This window comes from Bradyrhizobium liaoningense (genome assembly GCF_018130825.1).
Taxonomy (GTDB): domain Bacteria; phylum Pseudomonadota; class Alphaproteobacteria; order Rhizobiales; family Xanthobacteraceae; genus Bradyrhizobium; species Bradyrhizobium liaoningense_B.
In genome coordinates this window covers 1,371,913-1,386,109 of sequence record NZ_JAFCJS010000001.1, presented here as the reverse complement: position 1 = coordinate 1,386,109, position 14,197 = coordinate 1,371,913, and the positions used below count along the sequence as shown (strand labels likewise).

The following is a 14,197-nucleotide window of genomic DNA, read 5'->3' as shown; positions in this document are numbered from 1 at the left end:
GCACTTGGCGCGCGTCTCGAACCATGGAGCCCGTGGCCCATCCCCCAAGACGGCACTTGCGTGCCTCTTGGGGATGAGGAGTTGATCAGAGCATGTAGCCGCCGTCGACGACGAGGTCGACGCCGGTGGTGAAGGCGCTCTCGTCGCTGCCGAGATAGACCGCCATGGATGCGATCTCCTCGGCGGTGCCGAGCCGGCCCATCTTCTGGCGGGAGATGAACATCTCCTTGCCCTGCGGTCCTTGCGCTGCGGCGCGGTCGAGCATCGAAGGCGTCTCGACGGTGCCGGGGCAGATCGAATTGCAGCGAATACCCTTGGTGATGAAGTCGAGCGCGACCGCGCGCGACAGCAGCGACACCGCCGCCTTCGACGAGCTGTAGACGTACCGGTTCGCCGGCGGCCTCAAGGCCGCGCAGGACGAGATGTTGACGATGCTGCCGCCGCCGCCCGCAATCATGTCGGGCAGGAAAGCCTTGATGGTCCGGTGCATCGACTTGACGTTGAGATCGAACGAGAAGTCGAAATCCTCTTCCGAGCATTCGAGGATGGTGCCGTGATGCACGAAGCCGGCGGCGTTGAGCAGGATGTCGATCTTGCCGATGCGCTTGGCAAAGGCGTTGACGTCGGCGGTGTTGCGGACGTCGAGTTTTGCGACCTCGGCGATGCCTTCCTTGGTCAGGTTCGCGATGCCGGCTTCGTTGATATCGGTGGCAATGACGGTCGCGCCTTCGCGCGCGAATGCGATGGCGCAAGCGCGCCCGATGCCTGCTGCCGCAGCCGTGACGACGGCGCGCTTACCCTTGAGGCGGTCTGCCATGTTGTTGTTCTCCTCACCTTGAATTTGATTGCCAATGCCGTAGCCCGGATGAGCGCGTAAGCGCGACATCCGGGAACGGGATGTCCCGGGTGTCGCTTCGCTCACCTGCCTAACTCAGTGATTATCCCGCGCCACACCAAAGGTGCCGGCGACGTTCTGGTAGCGCGTGGCGAGCTCCATGCAGGCGCCGGTCGATTGCTGGCCGACGGTGTTGCGATAGATCTCCTGCCACGGCGTCTGGTTCGGCGGATGCTTGAAGCCGCCGCTGGCCTTGAGCTCGGTGTGGCGCTTCTTCAGCTCCTCGTCCGAGATCAGGATGTTGGCGCTGCCCTTGTTGAGGTCGATGCGCACCTTGTCGCCGGTCTTGAGGATCGCGAGCCCGCCATTGGCGGCCGCTTCCGGCGAAGCATTGAGGATCGACGGCGAGCCCGAGGTGCCGGACTGGCGGCCGTCACCGATGCAGGGCAGGGACAGGATGCCGCGTTTGATCAGCGCCGCGGGCGGCTGCATGTTCACGACCTCGGCGCCGCCGGGGTAGCCGATCGGCCCGGTGCCGCGGATGAACAGCACGCAGTGCTCGTCGATGTCGAGCGAGGCATCGTCGATCCGGTCGTGATAATCCTCCGGACCCTCGAACACGATGGCGCGGCCCTCGAAGGCGTTGAGGTCCTTCGGGTTGCTCAAATAGCGATCGCGGAATTCCTTGGAGATCACGCTGGTCTTCATGATCGCGGAATCGAACAAATTGCCCTTCAGCACCAGGAAGCCGGCGTCCTTCACCAGCGGCTTGTCGTAGGCCCGGATCACGTCGTTGTCGGGCTTGGGCGCATCCTTGCAGTTCTCGCCGATGCCGCGGCCGTTGACCGTGATCGCGTCCTCATGGATGCGCTTGTGCTTCATCAGTTCGCGCACCACGGCCGGCACGCCGCCAGCGCGGTGGAATTCCTCGCCGAGATAGAAGCCGGCCGGCTGCATGTTGACCAGCAGCGGCACGTCATGGCCGACCTTCTGCCAGTCGTCGATCGACAGCTCGACGCCGATGTGACGGGCCAGCGCATTGATGTGGATCGGCGCGTTGGTCGAGCCGCCGATCGCCGAGTTGATCACGATGCAGTTCTCGAACGCCTTGCGGGTCAGGATGTCCGAGGGCTTGAGGTCTTCCCAGACCATCTCGACGATGCGCTTGCCGGTCTCGTAGGCGATCTGGCCGCGCTCGCGATAGGGGGCGGGGATCGCCGCGCAGCCCGGCAGCGAGAAGCCGAGCGCCTCGGCCAGCCCGTTCATGGTCGAGGCGGTGCCCATGGTGTTGCAATGGCCGACCGAGGGCGCCGAGGAGGCCACGATCTCCATGAACTCCTCATAGTCGATCTCGCCGGCGGCGAGCCGCTCGCGCGACTTCCAGACGATGGTGCCGGAGCCGGTGCGCTCGCCGTCGTGCCAGCCGTTCAGCATCGGGCCGCCCGACAGCACGATCGCGGGCAGGTTCACGGTCGCCGCCGCCATCATGCAGGCCGGCGTCGTCTTGTCGCAGCCGGTGGTCAGCACCACGCCGTCGAGCGGATAGCCGTAGAGGATCTCGACCAGGCCGAGATAGGCGAGGTTGCGGTCGAGAGCCGCAGTCGGGCGCTTGCCGGTCTCCTGGATGGGGTGGGTCGGGAATTCCATGGCAATGCCGCCGGCCTCGCGGATGCCTTCGCGGACGCGGTGGGCGAGCTCGATGTGGTGGCGGTTGCAGGGGGAGAGGTCGTTGCCGGTCTGGGCGATGCCGATGATCGGCTTGCCGGACTGCAGCTCGGCGCGGGTGAGGCCGTAGTTCAGATAGCGCTCCATATAGAGCGCGGTCATGCCCGGATTATGCGGGTTGTTGAACCAGTCCTGCGAGCGAAGGTGGCGGCGGGTGCCGTTACCGGGCGCGTGCCCATTGGTTGGCTTTTTTGTCATTGTTTTCTCCTGCAATGCAAACGCACTGGCGTCAGTCACCGGCGTAAATCTTGGGCTGTCGGCTTGTGCGATGCCCAACGGCGTGAGCAATGGTCTGCCTGCCCGTTGGCGGGTCGTTTCCTCACAAGTTCGATACTAGTCATGGCTGCTTGGTAACGCTACCATTTTGTTCGGTGCAGCGCCGCCCGATAGGGCGGGCCTATTGTCCGAGAGCCGCGACGACGAGCTTTGCCGCTCGATCACCTTGAAGCCGAGGTCGAGCACCGGATGCTCCGGGCGCCGCCCCTCGATCGCCTCGATCAGCATGGTGGCGGCCGTCTTGCCCATCTCGTAGCGGTTGGTGCGCACGCTGGTGAGGGTGGGGACGGCGGAGGCCATGAATTCGAGGTCATTGAAGCCGACGATCGCGATCTGCTCGGGGACGCCGATCTCGCGGCGGCGGCATTCGAACAGCACGCCGAGCGCAAGGTCGTCATTGGCGCAGAACACCGCGTCGAGGTCGGGCTCGCGCGCCAGCAGATCGGTGAACAGGGCGCCGCCGAGCGTCACCGAGGTCGGGGTCGCCGTCGTCACGACGAGGCGTTGCTCGAACAGGCCGGCATCCTTCATGGCGGAGACATATCCGTCCAGCCGCCGCTGCACCCTGGGATCCATTCGCGCGCCGACGAAGCCGACCTTGCGGCGGCCTTGCGCGAACAGGTGAGCAATCGCCGCGCGTGCTGCATCGTAGTGGGAAAAGCCGATCATCATGTCGACCGGATTGGGCCCGACCTCCATGATCTGCACGATCGGGCAGTCGGCCGCCTCCAGCATCGCGCGCGATTCCGCGGTCTGGTCGATGCCGGTGACGATCAGCCCGGCCGGCTTCTGCGCCAGAAACAGCCGCAGCAGCTTCTCCTCCTGGAGAATACTGTAGCGTGTGTTGGACAACTGGATCGAGTAACGGCTGCCTTCGGAGGCGTCATAGATGCCGCGCAGCACGTCGGAAAACACGTTGTTGGTCAGTGACGGAATCAAGACACCGATCACCTCGGTGCGCTGCGAGGCGAGGGCGCGTGCCGCAAGGTTGGGCACGTAGCCGAGCTCCTTGGCCGCGCTTTCGACCCGCGTCCGCTTGGCCACCGACAGCGCTTCGGGATTGCGGAAGAAACGGGACGCTGTAATCGGGCTCACGCCGGCAAGCTCGGCGACTTCCGCCAGCCGGATTTTGCCTGACTTGGTGCGTTTTCGACCCATTTGCTGCTCTTAGCATAGCCACTGTCGCAAACAAAGGATCGTTGACAGCGCTACCAGCAACGACTAACCAAAGACAAATTGCCAAAGCCGCGCAAACTGCCGACAATGTCGCCTGCCATGAGTGGGCTTCGTTCGGCGAAGTTCACAAAAACAAGACGGTGGCGGCGCGAAGGTTGCGTCGCCTGAGTCGGAGGAGGGAGCTAGATGTCGTCTGTGCAAATCCGCGACGTGCGGAAATCGTTCGGCAATTTTGAAGTCCTGCACGGCGTCACGATTCCGATCGAAGACGGCCAGTTCGTCGTCCTGGTCGGTCCCTCCGGCTGCGGCAAGTCGACGCTCCTGCGCATGCTCGCAGGCCTCGAGAACATCACCTCCGGCACGATCTCGATCGGCGACCGCGTCGTCAACAATGTCCAGCCCAAGGAGCGGGACATTGCGATGGTGTTCCAGAACTACGCGCTCTATCCGCACATGACGGTCGCCGACAACATGGGCTTCTCGCTGAAGCTGCGGAACGCCGGCTCCGAGGAGATCAACAAGCGCGTCAAGCGCGCCGCCGAGATTCTCGCGCTGTCGCCGCTGCTCGACCGCTATCCGCGCCAGCTCTCCGGCGGTCAGCGCCAGCGCGTCGCCATGGGCCGCGCCATCGTGCGCGATCCCCAGGTCTTCCTGTTCGACGAGCCGCTGTCGAACCTCGACGCCAAGCTGCGCGTCGCGATGCGCACCGAGATCAAGGAGCTGCACCAGCGGCTGAAGACCACGACCGTCTACGTCACCCACGACCAGATCGAGGCCATGACCATGGCCGACAAGATCGTCGTCATGCATGACGGCATCGTCGAGCAGATGGGCACGCCGCTCGAGCTCTACGACAAGCCGGAGAACCAGTTCGTCGCCGGCTTCATCGGCTCGCCCGCCATGAACTTCCTCAAGGGGCATGTGCGGGTCAACGGCGTTGCGACCTTCGAGGGACCGAACGGCGTCAAGCTTCCGCTCAAGACGGCGCCTGCGGCCTCCGACGGCCGTCCCGCCGTCTACGGCGTGCGGCCCGAGCATTTCACCATTGCCGACGACGGTGCCGAGGCCGAGATCATCGTGGTCGAGCCGACCGGCTCGGAGACGCAGGTGTTCGCCAAGCTCGGCGGCGAGCAGGTCGTCGCCGTCTTCCGCGAGCGCCACCAGTTCAATCCGGGCGACAAGGTGCGGCTGAAGCCCGACCCATCGCTGGTCCATCTGTTCGACGATGCGACGGGCAAGCGCATGAATGCCTAGGGCATAAGACGACAAGGCATAAGACAACAAAAAGCATCACAGGGAGGACACCATGCAAGACTTTACCCGCCGGACTCTGCTTCAAGGCGGAACGGCTCTGGCTGCGACCGGCATGCTGACCGGGCCGGCGCTGTTCGACTTTGCCAGGGCCTGGGCACAGAGCGCGCCCTGGAAGGCCGAGCCGGGCGCCAAGCTGACCGTGATGCGGTGGAAGCGTTTCGTGCCGGCGGAAGACGATGCGTTCAACCAGATGGTGGCGGCGTTCAAGGCCGCGACCGGCACCGAGATGAACGTGTTCAGCGAGTCCTTCGAGGACGTGCAGCCGAAGGCCTCGGTTGCGGCAAACACCGGCTCGGGGCTCGATCTTGCCTGGGGTCTGCACACGCTGCCGCAGCTCTTCCCCACCAAAGTCCTGAAGATGAATGACGTCGCCGATTATCTCGGCAAGAAATATGGCGGCTGGACCGATGCGGCGGCCAAGACCTGCAAGCTCGGCGACGACTGGCTCGGCATTCCCGTCGCGACCAACGGCGGTTACATGACCTACCGCAAGTCGGCGCTCGACAAGGCCGGCTTCAAGGAATTCCCGAAGGACTTCCCCGGCTTCCTCGAGATGTGCAAGGCCCTGAAGGCGAACAACACGCCGGCCGGCTTCGCCCTCGGCCATGCCTCGGGCGACGGCAATTCGTGGCTGCACTGGGTGCTCTGGGGCCACGGCGCCTACACGGTCGACCAGAACGACAAGATCATCATCAATTCGCCGGAGACGGCGAAGGCGCTGGAGTATTGCAAGGCGCTGTATGAGAGCTTCATCCCGGGCACGGCGTCCTGGAACGACTCTTCCAACAACAAGGCGTACCTCGCCGGCGAGCTCTATTGCACGGCGAACGGCATCTCGATCTACGTGGCCGCCAAGACCGACCCGACCAAGAAGGAGCTCACCGAAGACACCTATCACGCGCTCTGGCCGGTCGGACCGGTCGGCAAGCCGACCGAGTTGCAGCTCGCGCTGCCGATCCTCGCCTTCAACTTCACCAAATATCCGAATGCGGCGAAGGCCTTCGTTGCCTTCATGCTGGAGAAGGAGAACTACGAGAAGTGGCTGGACGGCGCGCAGGGCTATCTGACGCAGACCCTGAACGCCTACGAGTCGGCGCCGATCTGGACGGCGGATCCCAAGAACGCCGTGTTCTCGCAGGCTTCCAAGCGTACGCTGCCGGCGGCCGGCATTGGCACCGTCGGTGAGAAGGCGGCGACCGCGATCGCCGACTTCATCGTCGTCGACATGTTCGCCAACTACTGCACCGGCGCCAAGGACGCGAAGGGCGCGATGTCGGAAGCCGAGCGCCAGCTGAAGCGAATCTATCGCTAACGGTCACGGGGCGGGCGGCCATCCGGCCGCCTGCTCGTCAACATTTCGATCAGGGATATCGGGCATGGCTGATGTCGCAATTCCCCGGGCCAAGCCTCAGATGAGCGAGGCGAGCGCCTGGAACCAGCTCAAACACAATCGCAACTGGCTCGGCTTCTGGTTCATGGTGCCGGCCATGGCGTTCCTGATCTTCTTCCTGGCCTATCCGCTGGGGCTCGGCATCTGGCTGTCCTTCACGGACACCCGTATCGGCAGGGTCGGGCACTTCGTCGCCACCGAGAACTATGAGTGGCTGTGGGACGATTCCATCTTCTGGCTGTCGGTGTTCAACACGCTCCTGTACACCTTCGTCGCCAGCGCTCTCAAATTTGCGATCGGGCTCTATCTCGCGCTGCTGCTGAACGAGAACATGCCGTTCAAGGCGATGCTGCGCGCGATGGTCCTGATCCCCTTCATCGTGCCGACGGTGCTCTCGGCGCTGGCGTTCTGGTGGATCTTCGACTCGCAATTCTCCATCATCTCCTGGTCGCTGAAGCACCTCGGTCTGATCAACCAGAACATCAACTTCCTTGGTGACACGACCTGGGCACGCATCTGCGTGATCTTCGCCAATATCTGGCGCGGCGTGCCGTTCGTGGCGATCACGCTGCTCGCAGGCCTGCAGACGGTGTCGCCGTCGCTCTATGAGGCGGCAACGCTCGACGGCGCCACGCGCTGGCAGAATTTCCGGCACATCACCTATCCGCTGCTGACGCCGATCATCGCCGTCGTCATGACGTTCTCGGTGCTGTTCACCTTCACCGACTTCCAGCTGATCTGGGCCATGACCCGCGGCGGCCCGGTCAATGCCACCCATCTGATGGCGACCCTGTCGTATCAGCGCGCGATCATCGCCGGCCAGCTGGGCGAGGGGGCCGCGATCTCCAGCGCCATGATTCCGTTCCTGCTCGCTGCGATCATGGTGTCCTGGTTCGGCCTGCAGCGTCGCAAGTGGCAGCAGGGAGAGAGCAATGACTGACCTGCCCACCAGATCCATCGATCTCAAGAATGTGCTGTCGGGCTCGTCGCCTACGGCCGATCACAGCGAAGGCATGAGCTATCTGCAGTCGGTGCCGCGCCGGATCGTGACGCTGTATCTGCCGCTCGCAATCATCGTCGTCATCCTGCTGTTCCCGTTCTACTGGATGGCGCTGACCTCGGTGAAGCCCGACGAGCAGCTGCTCGATCTCGACAGGTACAATCCGTTCTGGACCTGGAATCCGACGTTCAAGCACTTCCACAAGCTGCTGTTCGAGAGCTACTACCCGCACTGGCTCTGGAACACGATGTACGTGGCCGTCTGCGCGACGGTGCTTTCGATCGTCGCGAGCGTGCTGGCCGCCTATGCCATCGTGCGGTTGCGCTACAAGGGGGCCCATCTGGTCGGCGGTCTGATCTTCCTCGCCTATCTGGTGCCGCCGTCGATCTTGTTCATTCCGCTCGCCACCGTCGTGTTCCAGTACGGCCTGTTCGATTCGCCGCTGGCGCTGATCCTGACCTATCCGACCATCCTGATCCCGTTCTCGACCTGGCTGTTGATGGGCTATTTCAAGACCATCCCGTTCGAGCTCGAGGAATGCGCCCTGATCGACGGGGCGAGCCGCTGGCAGATCCTGATCAAGATCGTGCTGCCGCTCGCCATTCCCGGCCTGATCTCGGCCTTCATCTTCTGCTTCACCCTGTGCTGGAACGAGTTCATCTACGCCCTGACGTTCCTGCAATCGACCAGCAACAAGACGGTGCCGGTTGCGATCGTCAACGAGTTCGTGGACGGCGACATCTACCGCTGGGGTTCGCTGATGGCGGGCGCGCTGGCCGGCTCGCTGCCGCTCGTCATCCTTTACGCCTTCTTCGTGGAGCATTATGTGTCGGCGATGACCGGCGCCGTGAAGGAATGATCGCGGGGCTTGCCTGAGGGCGCGTCAGGAGCGGCGCGCTCCGGCCAATAAGAAGGAGTTGAGCTCTTGCACATTCTGGTTCTCGGCGCCGCCGGCATGGTCGGCCGCAAATTCTGTGAACGGCTGCTGCGCGACGGCCGGCTCGGCAAGAGCGACATCACCAAGCTCACCATGCATGACGTGGTCGAGCCGAAGAAGCCGGAGAAGGCCGGTTTCGCCGTCGAGACCGTCTCGGGCGATTTCGCGGTCCCGGGCGCGGCCGAGAAGCTGATCGCCGGCCGCCCCGACGTGATCTTCCATCTCGCCGCGATCGTCTCGGGCGAGGCCGAGCTTGATTTCGACAAGGGCTACCGCATCAATCTCGACGGCACGCGGATGCTGCTCGACGCCATCCGCCTAGTCGGCGGCGGCTACAAGCCGCGCGTGGTCTTCACGTCCTCGATCGCGGTGTTCGGTGCGCCGTTCCCGGAGGCGATCGGCGACGAGTTCTTCCACACCCCGCTGCTCAGCTACGGCACCCAGAAGGCGATCGGCGAACTGCTGCTCGCCGACTATTCGCGCCGCGGCTTCCTGGACGGCATCGGCATCCGCCTGCCGACCATCTGCATCCGGCCCGGCCTGCCCAACAAGGCGGCATCGGGCTTCTTCTCCAACATCCTGCGCGAGCCGCTGGCCGGCAAGGAAGCGGTGCTCCCGGTCTCCGAGGACGTCCGCCACTGGCACGCCACGCCGCGCTCCGCGGTCGGCTTCCTGCTCCACGCCGGCACCATGGACCTCGCCACCGTCGGCCCGCGCCGCAACCTGACCATGCCGGGCCTGTCGGCCACCGTCGGCGAGCAGATCGCAGCCTTGAAGCGGGTTGCCGGCGAAAAGGTCGCCGCCCGCATCAAGCGCGAGCCCGATCCCTTCATCGTCGGCATCGTCGGCGGCTGGCCGCGCAATTTCGACGCAAAGCGGTCGCGTGAGCTCGGCTTCACCACCGCCGAGAAGACTTTCGACGATATCATCCGCATTCACATCGAAGACGAGCTCGGCGGCAACTTCGTCGCCTGACCTAACCGATGAACAGCGTGGATATGACGATGGCGAGCGTTGCTTGCATCGGCGAATGCATGGTCGAGCTCCGGCAGGCCCAAGGGGGGCAGGGCGGTGGGCTCTACTCGCGCGGCTTCGGCGGCGACACCCTCAACACGGCCGTGTATCTCGCCCGGCTCGAGGTCAAGGTCGATTATCTCACCGCGCTCGGCGACGATGCGCTCAGCGATGAGATGATCGCCGCCTGGAATGCGGAGAGCGTCGGCACGCGGCGCGTCGTGCGGCTGCCGGGCAAGCTGCCCGGCCTCTACATGATCCAGACCGATGCCAAGGGTGAGCGCCAGTTCTTCCACTGGCGCGACAGCGCGGCGGCGCGGCAGCTGATGAGCCTGCCGGAGACCGACGAGCTGCTCAACTCGCTGATGAGCTACGACATCGTCTATCTCTCCGCGATCACGCTCTCGATCTACGATCAGGCTGGCCGCGAGCGCTTGTTCGCGGCGATCAAGCGCGCGCGCCTGCTCGGCACCCGCTTCGTGTTCGACACCAATTTCCGCGCACGCGGCTGGCCCGATCGCGACGTCGCGCGCGAGGTGTTTGCCGCGGCGTTTGCGGCTGCCGATATCGTGCTGACCTCGACCGAGGATCTGCTCGCGCTCTGGCCCGGCGAAAGCCACGAGCAGCTGATGGCGCGCATTCCGACGCCCGAGCTGGTGTTCCGGCTGGCCGAGCCGGTGAGCCTCTTGCGCTTCCCCGGCGGGACCCACGAGGTCCGCGCCGAGCCCATGACAAAACCCGTGGTCGACACCACGGCCGCCGGCGACAGCTTCGCCGCGGCCTATATCGCGGCCCGGCTCGCCGGCGCCGAGCCGGTCGAGGCCGCCCAGGCCGGCCATCGTCTTGCCAGCCTCGTGATCTGCTATCCCGGCGCCATCATTCCGGGCTATGCCATGCCGCCGAAGAAACGGCACCGGCCGGCGGCCTCCCGCCAAGCCACCAAGTAACAGCGACCAAGCGAAATCGAGCTCCCATGACCACCGCCGCCCAACAGAACCACCTCGTCGCGCTGTTCAAGGCCGCGACCGTCATTCCCGTCCTCACCATCGAGCGTATCCAGGACGCCGTGCCGCTGGCGCGCGCGCTGGTCGACGGCGGCGTCCGCACGCTGGAGGTGACCCTGCGCACCCCCGTCGCGATCGAGGCGGCGCGGGCGATCATGGCCGAGGTGCCCGATGCGGTCGTCGGCATCGGCACGATCCTCAATCCGGCCGACTTCACCCGTGTCGAGAAGCTCGGCGTCGCGTTCGGCATCAGCCCGGGCCTGACCCCCGATCTCCTGAAGGCCGCGGCCCACAGCTCCTTGCCGTTCGCGCCGGGCATCGCCACGGCCTCCGAATTGATGATGGCGCTGTCCCACGGCTTCGACGTCGCAAAGTTCTTCCCGGCTGAGCAGGCCGGCGGCATCAAGGGCCTGCGCGCGCTCGGCGGCCCGTTCCCGAACGTACGGTTCTGCCCGACCGGCGGGGTCGGCGAGGCCAATGCGGCGACCTGGCTCGCCGAGCCGAACGTGGTCGCGGTCGGCGGTTCCTGGCTGTGCCCGACGGCGGAGATCAGGGCCGGGAACTGGGCCGGCATAACTGCCATCTGCCAGCGCACCCTCCAGGCCCTTAAACCTGCGTGAAGTCTTGCCATCCCTGGGCTAAGACTTAGCTCAGGTGAAAGACCCCAGGGAGAAGAGACCATGACCGCCAGCATCGTCGGATGGGCGCATACGCCGTTCGGCAAGTTCGACACCGAAACCGTCGAAAGCCTCGTCACCCGCGTTGCCAATGAGGCGCTGGCCGATGCCGGCATTTCCGCCTCCGATGTCGACGAGATCGTGCTCGGCCATTTCAATGCGGGCTTCTCGCCGCAGGATTTTACCGCCTCGCTGGTGCTCCAGGCCGACCCGAAGCTGCGCTTCAAGCCGGCAACCCGCGTCGAGAACGCCTGCGCCACCGGCTCTGCCGCGGTGCATCAGGGCCTGCGCGCGATTGCCGCAGGCGCCGCCAAAATCGTGCTCGTCGTCGGCGTCGAGCAGATGACCCGTACCCCGGGCCCGGAGATCGGCAAGAACCTGCTCAAGGCCTCCTACCTGCCTGAGGACGGCGACACCGTCGGCGGCTTCGCCGGCGTGTTCGGCAAGATCGCCAGCTCCTATTTCCAGAAATACGGCGACCAGTCCGATGCGCTGGCGCTGATCGCGGCCAAGAACCACAAGAACGGCGTCGCCAACCCCTTCGCGCAGATGCGCAAGGATTTTGGCTTCGACTTCTGCCGCGCCGAGAGCGAGAAGAATCCTTACGTGGCCGGCCCCCTGAAGCGCACCGACTGCTCGCTGGTCTCCGACGGCGCCGCGGCGCTGGTGTTGGCGGACGCCGAGACCGCCAAGGGCATGAGCAAGTCGATCGGTTTCCGCGCCACCGCGCACGCCCAGGACTTCCTGCCGATGTCCAAGCGCGACATCCTGCAGTTCGAGGGCTGCACGATTGCCTGGCAGCGTGCATTGGAGAAGGCCGGCGTGACCCTGTCCGATCTCTCCTTCGTCGAGACCCATGACTGCTTCACCGTCGCCGAGCTGATCGAGTACGAAGCGATGGGCCTGACGCCGAGGGGGCAGGGCGCCCGCGCCATCAAGGAGGGCTGGACCCTCAAGGACGGCAAACTGCCGGTCAATCCGTCCGGCGGCCTGAAGGCCAAGGGCCACCCGATCGGCGCCACCGGCGTCTCCATGCATGTGATGACCGCGATGCAGCTTGCCGGGCAGGCGCCTGAGGGCATGCAGCTCAAGAACGCCAAACTCGGCGGCATCTTCAACATGGGCGGAGCGGCCGTCGCCAATTACGTTTCGGTGCTCGAGCCACTGAAGTAAGCTCTCGTAGGGCGGGCAAAGGCGCGCTGGCGCCGTGCCCACCTTTTCCTTGCGTTAGATCATGGTGGGCACGCTTCGCTTTGCCCACCCTATGGCTCCTGATTGATTGGCGAGACGCGCATCATGAGCAATGCCTACGAAGATTCACTTTCTCTCGAAGCACTGAACGATCGCATCGCGATCCTCGAGGACAATATCCGCCAGCTCATTGAGCAGGCCGCGGCCGCCTCCGGCGAGCAGAGCGAGTCGCGGATCGCCGACCGCATCAACCAGCAGAATGACGAGCTCGAGCGGCTCTTGAAGATCCGCGAATCCCGCCAGAAGAAATAGCGGCCGATCTCGCCGCGTGGCGCATGCGGCCATACCCCGGCCGCCCTTGCGCGCGCGCCGTCGCCGTCTTTAGCTGGACCGAAATCGCTGGGCCGCTTTCCAGAGCCCGCGCAATCGGGAGCGAACGATGGGGCCGCTGAAGGGCATCAAGGTCATCGACATGACCACCGTGCTGATGGGGCCCTACGCGACCCAGATGCTCGGCGATTACGGTGCTGAAATCATCAAGGTGGAATCGCTCGACGGCGACGTCACCCGTCTGATCGGCCCGATGCGACATGCCGGCATGGGCCCGGTGTTCCTCAACACCAACCGCAGCAAGCGCTCGATCTGCCTCGACCTGAAGAAACCGGCCGGCCGCGAGGCAGTGCTGCGGCTTCTCAAAGACGCCGACGTGCTGGTCTACAACGTCCGTCCGCAGGCGATGGCGCGGCTGCAACTCGGCTACGACGTCGTCTCCGAGATCAACCCGCGCCTCGTCTATGCCGGCGTGTTCGGTTTCGGCCAGGACGGCCCCTATGCCGCAAAGCCCGCCTATGACGATCTGATCCAGGGCGCCACCGCGTTGCCGGCGCTGATGGCGCAGACCGGCGATGGCGTGCCGCGCTATGTGCCGAACGCGCTGGTCGATCGCATCGTCGGCCTCACCGCGGTCGGCGCGATCTGCGCCAGCCTCGTGCACCGCGACCGCACCGGCCGCGGCCAACGTCTGGACATCCCGATGTTCGAGACCATGGCCGGCTTCGTCATGGGCGACCACATGGGCGGGCTGACTTACGAGCCGCCACTCGACAAGGGCGGCTATGCCCGCCATCTCTCGCGCGATCGCAGGCCCTACAAGACCTCGGACGGCTATCTCAGCGTCATCGTCTACAACGACAAGCAGTGGGAGAATTTCTTCAAGGCGACGGGGCGCGACGATCTGCGGGCCGATCCCAAATTCGCAACCTTCGCCGGCCGCGCCGCCAATATCGACGTCGTCTATGCCGAGCTCGCGCGCATTTTTGAAACACGCACGACCGCGGAGTGGATCGAGCTGCTCACCAGGGCGGACGTGCCGGTCATGCCGATGCATGACCTCGCCTCGATCCTGCACGACGAGCATCTGGAGGCGACCGGCTTCTTCCCGGTGGTCACCCATCCGACCGAAGGTCCGATCCGCAGCATGAAGGTGACGGCGACATGGTCCGAGACCGAGGCCGAGCCGGTGCGCCTGGCGCCGCGGCTCAACGAGCACGGCGCGGAGATCTTGGGCGAGATCGGCTACTCCCAGGATGAGATCGCGGCCATGGTTCGCGATGGCGTCACGCGTTCGGCGCCGGAGTAAGGGGGAATGGCGATGACTC

At 64.9% G+C, this 14,197-nt stretch carries 13 protein-coding genes; 10 read left to right on the top strand and 3 right to left on the bottom strand.

The features are described from left to right. Positions 1 to 85 precede the first annotated feature (85 nt). From JQ603_RS06810 to JQ603_RS06800, 3 genes are all read right to left on the bottom strand, one after another. On the bottom strand, positions 86 to 817 hold the full coding sequence (locus tag JQ603_RS06810) for an SDR family oxidoreductase (protein ID WP_212337601.1): 732 nt from the start codon (positions 815 to 817) through the stop codon (positions 86 to 88). A gap of 114 nt (positions 818 to 931) precedes the next feature. Beyond that, positions 932 to 2,758 (bottom strand): IlvD/Edd family dehydratase, encoded by a 1,827-nt coding sequence (locus JQ603_RS06805; protein ID WP_212337599.1) that lies wholly within the window; start codon positions 2,756 to 2,758, stop codon positions 932 to 934. A gap of 135 nt (positions 2,759 to 2,893) precedes the next feature. Then, a complete protein-coding gene (locus JQ603_RS06800; RefSeq protein WP_212337597.1) occupies positions 2,894 to 3,994 on the bottom strand; it encodes a LacI family DNA-binding transcriptional regulator in 1,101 nt (366 codons plus the stop codon). A gap of 204 nt (positions 3,995 to 4,198) precedes the next feature. On the opposite strand from JQ603_RS06800, the gene JQ603_RS06795 reads away from it, so the two are divergent. From JQ603_RS06795 to JQ603_RS06750, 10 genes are all read left to right on the top strand, one after another. Continuing rightward, complete coding sequence (locus JQ603_RS06795) at positions 4,199 to 5,266, top strand: ABC transporter ATP-binding protein (RefSeq protein WP_212337595.1); 1,068 nt, start codon at positions 4,199 to 4,201, stop codon at positions 5,264 to 5,266. A 52-nt stretch (positions 5,267 to 5,318) separates the two neighbouring features. After that, positions 5,319 to 6,638 carry an ABC transporter substrate-binding protein gene (locus JQ603_RS06790; protein WP_212337593.1) on the top strand — a complete coding sequence of 440 codons (1,320 nt, stop codon included), beginning with the start codon at positions 5,319 to 5,321 and terminating at the stop codon, positions 6,636 to 6,638. A 100-nt stretch (positions 6,639 to 6,738) separates the two neighbouring features. Next, entirely contained in the window at positions 6,739 to 7,656 is a 918-nt protein-coding gene (locus JQ603_RS06785) for a carbohydrate ABC transporter permease (RefSeq protein ID WP_433996632.1), read from the top strand. A 73-nt stretch (positions 7,657 to 7,729) separates the two neighbouring features. Further along, positions 7,730 to 8,575 (top strand): carbohydrate ABC transporter permease, encoded by an 846-nt coding sequence (locus tag JQ603_RS06780; protein WP_433996631.1) that lies wholly within the window; start codon positions 7,730 to 7,732, stop codon positions 8,573 to 8,575. A 66-nt stretch (positions 8,576 to 8,641) separates the two neighbouring features. After that, entirely contained in the window at positions 8,642 to 9,628 is a 987-nt protein-coding gene (gene denD / locus JQ603_RS06775; protein WP_212337587.1) for a D-erythronate dehydrogenase, read from the top strand. A 29-nt stretch (positions 9,629 to 9,657) separates the two neighbouring features. After that, entirely contained in the window at positions 9,658 to 10,614 is a 957-nt protein-coding gene (locus JQ603_RS06770; RefSeq protein ID WP_212337585.1) for a sugar kinase, read from the top strand. 26 nt (positions 10,615 to 10,640) lie between these two features. Continuing rightward, positions 10,641 to 11,291, top strand: a complete 651-nt coding sequence (eda, locus tag JQ603_RS06765) for a bifunctional 4-hydroxy-2-oxoglutarate aldolase/2-dehydro-3-deoxy-phosphogluconate aldolase (RefSeq protein ID WP_212337584.1) — start codon at positions 10,641 to 10,643, stop codon at positions 11,289 to 11,291. A gap of 60 nt (positions 11,292 to 11,351) precedes the next feature. After that, positions 11,352 to 12,521, top strand: a complete 1,170-nt coding sequence (locus JQ603_RS06760; protein ID WP_212337582.1) for an acetyl-CoA acetyltransferase — start codon at positions 11,352 to 11,354, stop codon at positions 12,519 to 12,521. A gap of 123 nt (positions 12,522 to 12,644) precedes the next feature. Further along, the gene (locus JQ603_RS06755; RefSeq protein ID WP_212337580.1) at positions 12,645 to 12,851 is read left to right on the top strand and encodes a hypothetical protein; all 207 of its coding nucleotides are present in this window, start codon (positions 12,645 to 12,647) and stop codon (positions 12,849 to 12,851) included. 127 nt (positions 12,852 to 12,978) lie between these two features. Continuing rightward, entirely contained in the window at positions 12,979 to 14,178 is a 1,200-nt protein-coding gene (locus JQ603_RS06750) for a CaiB/BaiF CoA transferase family protein (protein WP_212337578.1), read from the top strand. Positions 14,179 to 14,197 lie beyond the last annotated feature (19 nt).

What these genes read in the sequence shown, in the direction of transcription:
- JQ603_RS06810 (WP_212337601.1), bottom strand. Translation starts at nt 817, where the DNA reads ATGGCAGACCGCCTCAAGGGTAAGCGCGCCGTCGTCACGGCTGCGGCA.
- JQ603_RS06805 (WP_212337599.1), bottom strand. Translation starts at nt 2,758, where the DNA reads ATGACAAAAAAGCCAACCAATGGGCACGCGCCCGGTAACGGCACCCGC.
- JQ603_RS06800 (WP_212337597.1), bottom strand. Translation starts at nt 3,994, where the DNA reads ATGGGTCGAAAACGCACCAAGTCAGGCAAAATCCGGCTGGCGGAAGTC.
- JQ603_RS06795 (WP_212337595.1), top strand. Translation starts at nt 4,199, where the DNA reads ATGTCGTCTGTGCAAATCCGCGACGTGCGGAAATCGTTCGGCAATTTT.
- JQ603_RS06790 (WP_212337593.1), top strand. Translation starts at nt 5,319, where the DNA reads ATGCAAGACTTTACCCGCCGGACTCTGCTTCAAGGCGGAACGGCTCTG.
- JQ603_RS06785 (WP_433996632.1), top strand. Translation starts at nt 6,739, where the DNA reads ATGAGCGAGGCGAGCGCCTGGAACCAGCTCAAACACAATCGCAACTGG.
- JQ603_RS06780 (WP_433996631.1), top strand. Translation starts at nt 7,730, where the DNA reads ATGAGCTATCTGCAGTCGGTGCCGCGCCGGATCGTGACGCTGTATCTG.
- JQ603_RS06770 (WP_212337585.1), top strand. Translation starts at nt 9,658, where the DNA reads ATGGCGAGCGTTGCTTGCATCGGCGAATGCATGGTCGAGCTCCGGCAG.
- eda (WP_212337584.1), top strand. Translation starts at nt 10,641, where the DNA reads ATGACCACCGCCGCCCAACAGAACCACCTCGTCGCGCTGTTCAAGGCC.
- JQ603_RS06760 (WP_212337582.1), top strand. Translation starts at nt 11,352, where the DNA reads ATGACCGCCAGCATCGTCGGATGGGCGCATACGCCGTTCGGCAAGTTC.
- JQ603_RS06755 (WP_212337580.1), top strand. Translation starts at nt 12,645, where the DNA reads ATGAGCAATGCCTACGAAGATTCACTTTCTCTCGAAGCACTGAACGAT.
- JQ603_RS06750 (WP_212337578.1), top strand. Translation starts at nt 12,979, where the DNA reads ATGGGGCCGCTGAAGGGCATCAAGGTCATCGACATGACCACCGTGCTG.